Origin of the sequence: Pseudomonas mediterranea CFBP 5447 (assembly GCF_000774145.1) — a bacterium.
In the GTDB taxonomy this organism is placed as follows: Bacteria; Pseudomonadota; Gammaproteobacteria; order Pseudomonadales; family Pseudomonadaceae; genus Aquipseudomonas; species Aquipseudomonas mediterranea.
The window spans coordinates 64,360-76,868 of the sequence record NZ_KN322987.1 but is presented as its reverse complement, the minus strand read 5'-3'; the positions used below and the strand labels follow the sequence as shown (position 1 = coordinate 76,868).

8 protein-coding genes are annotated in these 12,509 nt (G+C 62.8%); 3 read left to right on the top strand and 5 right to left on the bottom strand.

Annotated features, from left to right (window positions below):
* The 4 genes from narH to N005_RS20525 all read right to left on the bottom strand — a co-directional run bounded on the left by narH (window position 1) and on the right by N005_RS20525 (window position 8,220).
* Complete coding sequence (narH, locus tag N005_RS20540) at window positions 1–1,539, bottom strand: nitrate reductase subunit beta (RefSeq protein WP_047702866.1); 1,539 nt, start codon at window positions 1,537–1,539, stop codon at window positions 1–3.
* Between the two features lie 10 nt (window positions 1,540–1,549).
* Window positions 1,550–5,317 carry a nitrate reductase subunit alpha gene (locus N005_RS20535; RefSeq protein ID WP_047702865.1) on the bottom strand — a complete coding sequence of 1,256 codons (3,768 nt, stop codon included), beginning with the start codon at window positions 5,315–5,317 and terminating at the stop codon, window positions 1,550–1,552.
* Window positions 5,318–5,543: 226 nt separating this feature from the next.
* Window positions 5,544–6,941 (bottom strand): NarK family nitrate/nitrite MFS transporter, encoded by a 1,398-nt coding sequence (locus N005_RS20530; protein WP_047702864.1) that lies wholly within the window; start codon window positions 6,939–6,941, stop codon window positions 5,544–5,546.
* Window positions 6,919–8,220, bottom strand: a complete 1,302-nt coding sequence (locus tag N005_RS20525; RefSeq protein ID WP_392397519.1) for an MFS transporter — start codon at window positions 8,218–8,220, stop codon at window positions 6,919–6,921. The genes N005_RS20530 and N005_RS20525 overlap by 23 nt, the downstream gene beginning before the upstream one ends.
* A gap of 305 nt (window positions 8,221–8,525) precedes the next feature.
* On the opposite strand from N005_RS20525, the gene N005_RS20520 reads away from it, so the two are divergent.
* The 3 genes from N005_RS20520 to N005_RS20510 all read left to right on the top strand — a co-directional run bounded on the left by N005_RS20520 (window position 8,526) and on the right by N005_RS20510 (window position 12,077).
* Complete coding sequence (locus N005_RS20520; protein WP_047702862.1) at window positions 8,526–10,325, top strand: HAMP domain-containing protein; 1,800 nt, start codon at window positions 8,526–8,528, stop codon at window positions 10,323–10,325.
* Window positions 10,322–10,969, top strand: a complete 648-nt coding sequence (gene narL, locus N005_RS20515) for a two-component system response regulator NarL (RefSeq protein WP_047702861.1) — start codon at window positions 10,322–10,324, stop codon at window positions 10,967–10,969. Before N005_RS20520 ends, narL begins: the two co-directional genes overlap by 4 nt.
* A gap of 430 nt (window positions 10,970–11,399) precedes the next feature.
* Window positions 11,400–12,077, top strand: coding sequence for a Crp/Fnr family transcriptional regulator (locus N005_RS20510; protein WP_047702860.1), 678 nt, complete (start codon window positions 11,400–11,402; stop codon window positions 12,075–12,077).
* A gap of 54 nt (window positions 12,078–12,131) precedes the next feature.
* On the opposite strand, the gene N005_RS20505 is transcribed toward N005_RS20510, so the two are convergent.
* A complete protein-coding gene (locus N005_RS20505; RefSeq protein WP_047702859.1) occupies window positions 12,132–12,509 on the bottom strand; it encodes a putative zinc-binding protein in 378 nt (125 codons plus the stop codon).

The following is a 12,509-nucleotide window of genomic DNA, read 5'->3' as shown; positions in this document are numbered from 1 at the left end:
TCAGTCCTCCCACAACTGTACGGTCTTGATCACGTCGCGACGGTTGGCCTTCTTGCCGCCGAACATGTTGGTGTCGGAACTGCCGCTGCAACCGCTGCCGAAGCTGAAGCCGCACCCGGAGCGCTCGGCGAACGCGTCGCTCATGGCATCTTCGCGGTGAGCACTCGGCACGACGAAACGGTCTTCGTAGTTGGCGATGGCCAGGTAGCGGTACATCTCGTCGACCTGGTTCACGCTCAGGCCGACATCGGCCAGCACTTGCAGGTCTTTCACACCATCCACCTGTTCGGAACGCTTGTAGGCACGCATTGCCAGCAGGCGCTTGAGGGCCAGCTTGACGGGCTTCTCATCGCCGGCGGTCAGCAGGTTGGCCAGGTAGCGCAGCGGAATGCGCAGGCTGTCGACGTCCGGGATAACCCCATTCATGCCCACGGTGCCGGCGGCGGCAGCGTTCTGGATCGGCGACAGTGGCGGCACGTACCAGACCATCGGCAAGGTGCGGTATTCCGGGTGCAGCGGCAGCGCGAGTTTCCAGTCCACGGCCATCTTGTAGACCGGCGAGCGCTGTGCCGAGTCGATCACCGACTGCGGCACGCCATCGGCCAGGGCCTGGCGAATCACCGCCGGGTCGTTCGGATCGAGGAAGATCTCCAGTTGCTTCTCGTACAGGTCCTGTTCGTTGGCGGTGCTCGCCACTTCGCTGATGCGGTCGGCGTCATACAGCAGCACGCCGAGGTAGCGGATCCGGCCGACGCAGGTTTCCGCACAGACCGTTGGCATCCCGGCTTCGATGCGCGGGTAGCAGAAAATGCATTTTTCCGACTTGCCGCTCTTCCAGTTGAAGTAGATCTTCTTGTACGGGCAGCCGCTGATGCACATGCGCCAGCCGCGGCATTTTTCCTGGTCGATCAGGACGATGCCGTCCTCTTCGCGCTTGTAGATCGCGCCGCTCGGGCACGACGCCGCGCACGCCGGGTTCAGGCAGTGCTCGCACAGGCGCGGCAGGTACATCATGAAAGTGTTTTCGTACTCGCCGTAGATGTCCGCCTGGATCTTGTCGAAGTTCCTGTCCTTGCGCCGCTTGGCGAACTCGGTGCCGAGGATTTCCTCCCAGTTCGGACCCCACTCGATCTTTTCCATGCGCTTGCCGGAGACCAGCGAGCGCGGCCGCGCGGTGGGCTGGTGCTCACCCAGGGGCGCGGTGTGCAGGTGCTGGTAGTCGAAGTCGAACGGTTCGTAGTAGTCGTCCAGGCCCGGCAGGTCCGGGTTGGCGAAGATGTTCGCCAACACGCGGAACTTGCCGCCGATGCGCGGGTTGATCGAGCCGTCGGCATTGTGGATCCAGCCGCCCTTCCACTTGTCCTGGTTTTCCCATTCCTTGGGGTAGCCGATGCCGGGCTTGGTCTCGACGTTGTTGAACCAGGCGTATTCCATGCCTTCACGGCTGGTCCAGACGTTCTTGCAGGTGATCGAACAGGTGTGGCATCCGATGCATTTGTCCAGGTTCAGGACCATGCCGATCTGTGAACGAATCTTCATTTCAATCTCCTCAATCCAGCTCAGTCGGCAGGGGACGCGGCAGGTCATCGCCGCTGGAACCGTCGAGCCAGTCGACCTTGGCCATCTTGCGCACCACGACGAATTCGTCGCGGTTGCAGCCGACCGTGCCGTAATAATTGAAACCGTAGGCCTGCTGGGCGTAGCCACCGATCATGTGGGTGGGCTTGAGCACCACGCGGGTCACCGAGTTGTGGTGGCCGCCACGGGTCTTGGTGGTTTCCGAACCGGGCACGTTCACGATCCGTTCCTGGGCGTGGTACATCATCACCATGCCCTCCTTGACCCGCTGGCTGACCACCGCCCGGGCGGTCAGCGCGCCGTTGGCGTTGAAGCACTCGACCCAATCGTTGTCTTCGATGCCGGCGCGCCGGGCGTCGATCTCGGAGAGCCAGATGATCGGCCCGCCACGGCTCAAGGTGAGCATCAACAGGTTGTCGGTGTAGGTGCTGTGGATGCCCCACTTCTGGTGCGGCGTGATCCAGTTGAGGACGATCTCGGGCTCGCCGTTGCTGCGCTTGCCCTTCACCCCTTCGATGGTCCGGGTGTTGACCGGTGGCCGGTAGCTCATCAGCTGTTCGCCGAACGCCTGCATCCAAGGGTGATCCTGGTAGAACTGTTGGCGGCCGGTGATGGTGCGCCATGGGATCGACTCATGAACGTTGGTGTAGCCGGCGTTGTAGCTCACGTGATCGTCTTCCAGGCCGGACCAGGTCGGGCTGGAAATGATCTTGCGCGGCTGGGCCTGGATGTCGCGGAAGCGGATCGCCTCGTGTTCCTTGGATACGGCCAGGTGGCTGTGGTCGATGCCGGTGAATTCCGACAGCGCCGCCCAGGCCTTGACCGCTACGTGGCCGTTGGTTTCCGGGGCCAGGGACAGGATCACTTCGGCGGCATCGATGGCGCTGTCGATTTTTGGCCGGCCCTGGCTGATGCCCGCGTCCACTTCGTGGTGGTTCAGCTCGCCAAGGAATTTCACTTCGGTGTCAGTGTTCCAGTTGATGCCCTTGCCACCATTACCGAGCTTCTCGAGCAGCGGGCCCAGGGAGGTGTATTGCTTGTAGATGTTCGGGTAGTCGCGCTCCACCACTTGCAGGTTCGGCGCGTTCTTGCCCGGTTGCGGCGCCTCGCCGGCGGTTTTCCAGTCGGTGCCGCCAAACGGTTGGGCCAGCTCGCCGACGCTGTCGTGCATCAACGGTACGGTGACCAGGTCCTTCTCGACACCCAGGTGTCCGACCGCCATGGCCGAGAACGCCTTGGCGATGCCCTTGTAGATTTCCCAGTCCGAACGCGACTCCCAGGCCGGGTCGATGGCCGCCGACAACGGATGGATGAACGGGTGCATGTCCGAGGTGTTCATGTCGTCTTTTTCGTACCAGGTGGCGGTCGGCAAGACGATGTCGGAATACACGCAGGTCGAAGACATGCGGAAGTCCAGGGTAGTCACCAGGTCGAGTTTGCCGATGGCGCCCTCGTCGACCCATTCGGCCTCGGTCGGTTTGCAGTCGCCGACCTGGCCGATGTCCTCGTTCATCACACCGTTCCTGGTGCCGAGCAGGTACTTGAGCATGTACTCGTGGCCCTTGCCCGAGGAACCCAACAGGTTGGAGCGCCAGATGAACATGTTGCGCGGGAAGTTCACCGGGTTGTCGGGCTGTTCACAGGCAAAGCGTAGCGACCCGTCCTGCCAGGACTTGACCACGTAGTCCTTGGGTTCCATGCCTGCGGCGGCGGCATCGCGGCAGATGTGCAGTGGGTTGGTGTTGAGCTGCGGCGCGCTCGGCAACCAGCCGGCACGTTCGGCGCGGATGTTGTAGTCCAGGGCGTGCTCGGGGAACTGCGACTTGTCCGCCAGGGGCGAGAGCACATCGTGCATGCTCATCTTCTCGTGGCGCCATTGAGAGCTGTGGCCGTAGAAGAAACTGGTGCCGTTCATCTGCCGCGAAGGACGGTTCCAGTCCAGGCCGAAGGCCAGGGGCAGCCAGCCGCACTGCGGGCGGAGTTTTTCCTGGCCGACGTAGTGGGCCCAGCCACCGCCGGTCTGGCCGATGCAACCGCAGAGCATGAGCATGTTGATCAGCCCGCGGTAGTTCATGTCCATGTGGTACCAGTGGTTCATCGCCGCACCGACGATGATCATCGAGCGACCACGGGTCTTGTCGGCGTTGTCGGCGAACTCACGGGCGATCTGGATCGCCTTCTCGCGGCTGACGCCGGTGATCTGCTCCTGCCAGGCCGGGGTGCCGGGCACCGAGGCGTCGTTGTAGTCCTTGGCCACGTTGGCGCCGCCCAGGCCACGGTCGATCGCCAGGTTGGCGGCGGACAGGTCGAATACGGTGGCGACTTTCGCCACGCTGCCGTCGGCCAGCACTACGCTGTGCACCGGCACCCGGCGGAACTGCACCGCGTCACCGGCCACGTGCTGGAAGTGCTCCTGGGTTTCGCCGGCGAAGTACGGGAAGGCCACTTCGGCTACGTCGCCGCCGATCAGGCTCAGCTTGAGGTCGATCTCACGCCCCTCGCCGCCTTCGCGGGGCAGGATGTTCCACTTGCCCTTCTCACCCCAGCGATAGCCGATGGAGCCTTGGGGCGAGACCAGTTCGCCGGCCGCATCGAGGGCGATGGTTTTCCACTCGGGGTTGTTGTCCTGGCCGAGGTTAGCGGTGAGGTCGCTGGCCCGCAGGAAACGGTCCGGCTGGAAACCCGCGCCCGGCGCCGTGCCGAGCATCGGCTTGAGCATCACCAGCACCGGCAGGTCGGTGTAGCGCTTGGCGTAATCGGTGAAATAGGCGCTCGGCTTGTCCAGGTGAAATTCCTTGAAGATCACATGGTTGAAGGCCTGGGCCAGTGCCGCGTCGGTGCCCTGCTTGGGGTTGAGCCACAGGTCGGTGAGCTTGGCGACTTCCGAATAGTCCGGGGTAATTGCCACGGTCTTGGTGCCCTTGTAGCGCACCTCGGTAAAGAAGTGCGCGTCAGGGGTACGGGTCTGCGGGACGTTGGAGCCCCAGGCAATGATGTAGTTGGAGTTGTACCAGTCGGCCGATTCCGGCACGTCGGTCTGCTCGCCCCAGACCATCGGCGAGGCTGGCGGCAAGTCGCAGTACCAGTCGTAGAAGCTCAGGCACACGCCACCGATCAGCGACAGGTAGCGAGCGCCGGCGGCGTAGCTGACCATCGACATGGCCGGGATCGGCGAGAAGCCCACCACCCGGTCAGGGCCATGTCGCTTGACGGTATAGACGTTGGCGGCGGCGATGATTTCGTTGACTTCTTCCCAGTTGGAACGGATGAAGCCACCCATGCCGCGCTTGCTCTTGTACGAGTCGGCCTTGGCCTTGTTCTCGACGATGCTGGCCCAGGCCTCCACCGGCGGCAGGGTCTGCCGGGCTTCACGCCACAGCTTGAGCAATGGCTTGCGCACCTTCGGGTACTTGAGCCGATTGGCGCTGTAGATGTACCAGCTGTAGCTGGCGCCGCGAGGGCAGCCGCGCGGCTCGTGGTTGGGCAGGTCGTTGCGGGTGCGCGGGTAGTCGGTCTGCTGGGTTTCCCAGGTGATCAGGCCGTTCTTGACGTAGATTTTCCACGAGCACGAGCCGGTGCAGTTCACCCCATGGGTGGAACGCACGATCTTGTCGTACTGCCAGCGGGAACGATAGACGTTCTCCCAGTCCCGGGACTCCTTGCGGGTCTCGCCATGCCCCTCGGAAAACTCGCCTTGCTTGCGGTTGAAGAACCGCAGTTGATCCAGTAAATGACTCACAATGTCTTTCCTCTCAGGCTTGCTCCGCGGGGTCTGCGCCCCGCCCACGCACTGGTGGCCTGTGTGGCTAATTAGCGCACTCAATTTCGGCGCCAGGACTCGTCAAGCTGCGTTGCCATTCCTCGCCGTAGCGGGCTACGACTCGTCATGGCGCCTTGCCCGACGAGTCCTGACACTCGAACTTGAGCACGCTAATTAACCGTACAGGCCACTGTTTGAATTCGTCTTAGCAGGGGGTCGCGGCGCCCTTGCGCGCGTACCACCACCAGGTCACCACGATGCAGCTCAGGTAGAAGCCGACGAACATGTAGAAGGCCATCTCCGGGCCGCCGGTCAGGGCCATCGAAGTGCCGAAGGACTTGGGAATGAAGAACGCGCCGAACGCCCCCATGGCCGAGCTGAAACCCAGCACCGCGGCCGATTCCTTGCCGGCGTTCTTGAGCGCTTGCTCACGCTGCTCGGGCTTCTTGCCCAGGGCGGCCTTTTCGTGAAGGGTGCGGAAGATCACCGGGATCATGCGGAAGGTCGAACCGTTGCCCACGCCGGTGGTGATGAACAGCAGCATGAACATGCCGAGGAAGCCGTAGAAGCTACCGCCCTGGCCGCCTTGCGGCAGGAAGTGCATGACGCCGAACACCATCGCGATCATCAGCACGAAGTTCCACAGGGTGACTTTCGCGCCACCGAGTTTGTCCGCCAGCCAGCCGCCCAATGGCCGCACCAGGGCACCCACCAGAGGGCCGAGGAAAGCGAACTTGAGAGCGATGACGTCCGGAAACGAGGTCTTGATCAGCAATGGGAACGCGGCGGAGAAGCCGATGAACGAGCCGAACGTGGCCAGGTACAGCCAGCACATCAGCCAGTTGTGCTTGCGCTTGAAAATCACCGCCTGCTCGCTGAACGAAGCACGGGCACTGGATAGGTCATTCATGCCGAACCAGGCAATCAAGGTCACGGCGAGGATGAACGGCACCCAGATGAACCCGGCGTTCTGCAACCACAACGAGCTGCCGTCGGCCAGCACCTGCGGTTGACCGCCCATGAAACCGAACACACCGAAGGAAATCACCAGCGGCACGCTGAACTGCATCACCGACACGCCCAGGTTGCCCAGGCCGGCGTTCAGGCCCAGGGCGGTGCCCTGCTGGGACTTGGGATAGAAGAAGCTGATGTTGGACATGCTCGAAGCGAAGTTGCCACCGCCAAAGCCGCAGAGCAGCGCGATCAGCACGAACACGCTGTAGGGCGTGGCCGGATTCTGCACGGCGAAGCCCATCCACAGCGCGGGTAGCAGCAGCGACGCGGTGCTCAGGGCGGTCCAGCGGCGTCCGCCGAAGATCGGCACCATGAACGAATAGAAGATGCGCAAGGTCGCGCCGGACAGCCCCGGTAGAGCCGCCAGCCAGAACAACTGGTCGGTGCTGAAGCTGAAACCGATGGCATTCAGGCGCACGATCACCGTGCTCCAGACCATCCACACCGCGAAGGCCAGCAGCAGCGCCGGGATCGAGATCCACAGGTTGCGGCGCGCGGTCTGTTTGCCACTGCGGCCCCAGAAGGCAGGGTCTTCCGGGCGCCAGTCATGAATGACCGGGCCTTTGTCAGGCGTTTGCAGAACGGACATGTTCTTCTCCTTGGGCAATGCTGGAAAACGGGGGTTGGCTGGCAAGTGGTTGCTTGCCCAGCAGCGGGCGCTTGCGGATTTCGCTGAGGTACATCCAGATCAGGGAGACCCAGACCACGCCGTACAGCAACATGAAGCAGGACGAGCGCACGCCGGTGAGGTCCACCAGGGCACCGAACAGGATCGGCAGCACGAAGCCGCCCAGGCCGCCGGCCAGACCGACGATGCCGGATACCGCACCCATGTTTTTGGGGTAGTCGTTGGCGATGTACTTGAAGACCGAGGCCTTGCCGAACGCGAAAGCAATGCCCATCACGAACAGCAGCACGGTGAACAGCGTGGCGTTGAGGCCGATGTGGAAATCGACGATGCCGTTGACGGTGTGCACTTGCAGCTGGGTCTGGGGGTAGGACAGCAGGAACAGGCAGATCCAGCTGATCCACAGCACCCACCAGGTCACGCTCTGGGCGCCCCAGCGATCCGACATCCAGCCGCCGACGGCCCGCAGAACGCCGCCCGGCAGGGAAAAGCAGGCGGCCAGCAGCGCGGCGCTTTGCAGGCTGAAACCGTATTCCTGTACGTAGTACTTGGTCATCCACAGGGCCAGGGCGACATAGCCACCGAACACGATCGAGTAGTACTGGCAGTAGCGCCACACGGCCGGTTCTTTCAACGCCTTGAGTTGTTCGCGCAGGCTCGCGCCACCGACGCTGCGGTGCTCTTTCTTCTCAGCGGTGAGGAACCAGAACAACAGCGCGGTGATGAACAGGATGGCGCTGAACACCTTCGGCACCAGGTGCCAGGTGCCCAGGGCGATCAGGCCCGGGGCGAGGAATTTGGTGAGCGCGGAACCGGCGTTGCCGGCGCCGAACACACCCATGGCGAAGCCCTGGTTCTGTTTGTCGAACCACTTGGCGACGTAGGCGACGCCGACCGAAAAGGAACCGCCGGCCAGGCCGACGAACAGGCCCAGCACCAGGAATTGCCAGAACGCGGTCGCCAGGGTGATCAGGTACAGCGGCAACACGCAGGACAGCATCAACAGGAAGAACACGATCCGCCCGCCAAAGCGATCGGTCAGGATTCCCAGGGGCAGGCGCACCAGCGAGCCGGTCAGGACCGGGGTGGCGGCCAGCAGGCCGAATTGGGTTTCGTTAAGCGCGAGCATTTCCTTGATCGGAACGCCCAGGACGGCAAACATCATCCAGACCATGAAGCACACGGTGAAGGCCAGGGTACTCATCCCCAGTACCAGCCCTTGTTGCACTTGCGCTCGCATCACGCTGCACTCCCCTCGATTCGATGAGCGCAGCCTAGTGATGCGAACCCGTTAAAAACTTGACCTGGGTCAACGAGCCCTGGAGCCATCCTGGCCTATGCTGGGCCCGTCTACCTCCAAAGGGGTAGACCTTGAAATTGATAAAACCCTTTGTTTATCAATCTCTTGACCGAGTTGGCCGAAGCTTTTATCGAAACGGAACGGCCAACAACTCTTTAGAGGTAGTGCGCCCAGGACGGCTGCAACACCCCTGGTCCGGGACGCCCCATGTCAGGCTTGAACCTTTTTTTCCAGAGCCAGCCACAATGATGGGCTGGCTGCGCAGTTCCCTGCCCGCCCGCGCCGGGGTCGCGGTGATTCTCATCGCCATCCTCGCCCTGGCCAGCTCCCTGAGCGCCGGGTTGATCGCCTGGTTCAGCCAGGGCGACGCAGCAGCGATCAACACCGCCGGTTCGGTGCGCATGGAGACCTACCACCTCAGTTGGAAACTGGCGGCCGGTGCCACCGGGGACATCGCCCCGATCATCGACAGCCTGCAGCAACGCCTCAATAGCCCTGCCCTTCGCGTCGTGCTGGAAGACGGTCCGAGCACGGCCCTGCACCAGAGTTATCGCGATCTCCTGCAACGCTGGAACCAGACCCTGCGCCCTGCCGTCGAGCGCGGCGACTCGGCGTTCTTCCAGGACAGTGCCCGTTCGTTCGTCGAGCAACTGGACCAGTTCGTCACCCTGCTGCAACGCCAGAGCGAGCACAAACAGGGCTGGCAGCAGACGATCCAGGGCATGGCGTTGTTCAGCACCATGATCATCCTGCTGGTCGGCCTGTACGAATTGCAGTACAGCGTGGTCAGCCCCTTGCAGGAGCTGGTGGTCGCGACCCAGCGCTTTCGCCGTGGCGAATTCCAGGTGCGGGTCAATCATCAGTCCGAGGATGAGTTGGGCCAGTTGGCGACGAGCTTCAACACCATGGCCGAGACCATCGAGGAATCCCATCGCACCCTGGAGAACCAGGTCCGGCAAAAGACCTTGAACCTGCAACAGGCCAATGCTGCCCTGGAGCTGCTGTACCAGAGCAGCCGCAGCCTGGCGACGCGACAGGCCAATGCCAAGGGGCTGGATGAATTGATCCAGCGCTTCCAGCAACGGCTGCCGGGGCTGCGCCTGTCACTGTGCCTGCAGGGGCAGTTGCAGGCACCCGCGCGGCACCTGTTGGCCATTCATGGCGCCAACAACCGCGAGATCTGCGCCAGCAGCGATTGCGCCAACTGCCAGAAACACGGTGCGGCGCAGCCACTGACGTTCAGCATCAGCAACCAGGGCAATGAGCTGGGCGAACTCAAGGCGCACTTTGTCGACGGCCACGCGGCCCAACCCTGGGAGACCGCGCTGATCCAGGCCCTGGCCAACCTGATCGGCACCTCGCTGTCCCTCAAGCGCCAGCGCGAGCAGGACCATCGCCTGTTGTTGCTCGACGAACGCACGATCATTGCCAGGGAGTTGCATGACTCCCTGGCCCAGGCCTTGTCCTACATGAAGTTGCAAGTCAGCCGCATGCAGACCCTGATGCGTCGCGGCGAACCGGTGCAGACCCTGGAAACCGTCACCGGCGAGCTGCGCGAAGGACTCAACAATGCCTATCGCCAGTTGCGCGAATTGCTGACCACCTTTCGCTTGCAGATCCATGACGATGGCCTGGTGGAGGAACTCAAGGACACCGCCGAGGAGTTCTCCGCCCGCGGGGATTTCCAGGTGCATCTGTTCATCGACACCCTGGCCTTCGAGCTATCGGCCAGCGAGCAGATCCACATTCTGCAGATCACCCGCGAAGCCTTGTCCAATTGCCTGCGCCATGCCCATGCCGAGAACGCCTGGCTGCAGTTGCGCCAGGAAGGCGAGACGGTGCAATTGTCGATCGAAGACGATGGCCGTGGGTTCAGCGGTGAGGTGGACCAGCGCGAACACCATGGCCTGAACATCATGAACGAACGGGCCCGCAGCCTGCGCGGCCAATTGCAGATTCTCTCCCGAACACCCCAGGGCACCCGTATCCAGGTGCGCTTCCAACCGGAATTCCTGGGTCAACACACCGAAGGCCTTGCCACATGAACGCCCCCCTGCGCCACTCCCTGCTCCTGGTCGACGACCATCCGATGATGCGTCGCGGGATCCGCCAGATGCTCGAACTCGAAGACGATCTGCAGATCGTCGGCGAAGCCAGCCATGGCGAAGAAGCCCTGGCGCTGATCGAGCCGCTCAAGCCCGACCTGGTGCTGCTGGACAACAACATGCCGCATCTGAACGGCATCGAGACCCTGCGTCGACTGCGGGCCATGCACTACAGCGGCAAGGTACTGCTGTTCACCGTGTCCGACGCCGAGGACGACATCCGCGATGCCCTGCGCCTGGACGCGAATGGTTACCTGCTCAAGGACATGGAGCCCGAATTGCTGATCCAGTACATCCGCGATGCCCTCGGTGGAGCCCTGGTGATCAGTCCCGGCCTGACCCGCGTCATGGCCCAGGCCCTGCGCTCGCCACCGCGCCAGCCCGAAGTGGAACTGACCGAACGCGAACGCCAGGTCCTCAAGACCATCGCCAGCGGCCACAGCAACAAAGTCATCGGGCACAAACTGGGCATCACCGAAGGCACGGTCAAGGTCCACGTCAAAAACCTGCTGCACAAGCTCGGCTTGCGCTCGCGGGTCGAGGCGGCGGTCTGGGCGATGGAGCATTTGCGCGGAGCCGGCTGAACCAGCTCCCCCACCTGGTGCTTGCAGGCAGTGTGTCTGCCCCAGATCCCCTGTGGGAGTGAGCCCTGCTCGCGATGGCGTCGGCACAGCCAACATCCCGGCAAGCAGACACACCGCTATCGCGAGCAGGCTCGCTCCCACAGTGGTTTCTGGTGCCGATTAGCTCTGCGTCCGACACAAATCCCTGTGGGAGCCGGGCTTGCCCGCGATGGCGTCGGCACAGCCAACATCCGGGCAAGCTGACACACCGCTCTGGCGAGCAGGCTCGCTCCCACAGTAGTTCCGGGTGTCTGCTGGTTTTGTGTCTGGCACAGATCACATTGTGGGTTCGGAGGAAACTCACGACCCCATCCCTCTTCGGAGGTAGGCCTGCCGAGGCATAGGCCGGCGGCGCTTGGGGTTCTACCATGACGGCACGCGGAGGTACGCCATGCTGACTCACCCTTCCATCGTTCTAATGTTGCGTCGTCACCATTTGTTCAGCCACTTGCCGGAGCGCGTCTTCGAAGAGGTGTGCAACCTGGCCGTGCTCAAGCGCCTGGAGTGCAACGGCACGCTCATGCATCAGGGCGACCCGGCCAAGCGGTTTTTCTTGCTGATCAGCGGCCAGGTGAAGCTGTTCCGGGTCACTGGCGAAGGCCAGGAGAACCTCGTGGAGATCATCCAGCCCGGCCAGACCTTCGCCGAGGCGCTGCTGTTCAGCCAGGCCCGTTGCTATCCGGTAAGCGCGGCGGCGATCAAGGACAGTGTGCTGGTGAGTATCGAAGGCACCCATTATCGCAAGGCCCTGGAAGACCAGCCCAAGGTCTGCCTGGCGATTCTGGCGAGCATCAGCATGCACTTGCACCAGCGCCTCAAGGACATCGACAACCTGACCCTGGCCAGCGCCAGCCGGCGTGTCATCAATTTCCTGTTGCAGGAACGCGATCCCCGCGACGGCCAGGTGGTGCTGCAAGTGTCCAAGCGCCTGGTGGCCTCCAAGCTGGGCATTCAGCCGGAAACCTTCTCGCGCATTCTCCATCGCCTGGTGGACGGCGGCTTGATCGCCATGGAGCGACGCAACATTCGCATCCTGGCCGAGGATGCGCTGGCGGATTACCAGCAATAGCACCGCTGTTTTGTGGCGAGGGAGCAAATTCCCTCGCCACAGGTCTTGCGCCCTTTAGTCTGTCTCTGGCACACCCTTCATCATCGGCACCAGATGCTCGAACAGCACATCCCCCTGCTCATCCGTGCAATCGACCCCATACCGCTTGCGCAAGCCCAACTGGCTCAGGATCACATGCACATCCGCCTGCAATGCGTGCTGCTGCAAACAGCCCTGCACGCATTGCAAGGGGCAGCCGTCCAGCGCAATGATCCGCCGTCCCGAGCGGGCCTTGTTGACCAGCGCCGCGACATGCCCGCCCACCCCGACAATGCAGGACATCTCGGCCAGGCCTGCGCGATCCAGGCGCAGGGCGACGGTATTGGCCAGCTGCGCGACGTTGGAGCAGCCGGAGCAGGAGTACACCAGGGGCAAATCATCGAGAGCCTTCAT

What these genes read in the sequence shown, in the direction of transcription:
- narH (WP_047702866.1), bottom strand. Translation starts at nt 1,539, where the DNA reads ATGAAGATTCGTTCACAGATCGGCATGGTCCTGAACCTGGACAAATGC.
- N005_RS20530 (WP_047702864.1), bottom strand. Translation starts at nt 6,941, where the DNA reads ATGTCCGTTCTGCAAACGCCTGACAAAGGCCCGGTCATTCATGACTGG.
- N005_RS20525 (WP_392397519.1), bottom strand. Translation starts at nt 8,220, where the DNA reads ATGCGAGCGCAAGTGCAACAAGGGCTGGTACTGGGGATGAGTACCCTG.
- N005_RS20520 (WP_047702862.1), top strand. Translation starts at nt 8,526, where the DNA reads ATGATGGGCTGGCTGCGCAGTTCCCTGCCCGCCCGCGCCGGGGTCGCG.
- narL (WP_047702861.1), top strand. Translation starts at nt 10,322, where the DNA reads ATGAACGCCCCCCTGCGCCACTCCCTGCTCCTGGTCGACGACCATCCG.
- N005_RS20510 (WP_047702860.1), top strand. Translation starts at nt 11,400, where the DNA reads ATGCTGACTCACCCTTCCATCGTTCTAATGTTGCGTCGTCACCATTTG.
- N005_RS20505 (WP_047702859.1), bottom strand. Translation starts at nt 12,509, where the DNA reads ATGAAGGCTCTCGATGATTTGCCCCTGGTGTACTCCTGCTCCGGCTGC.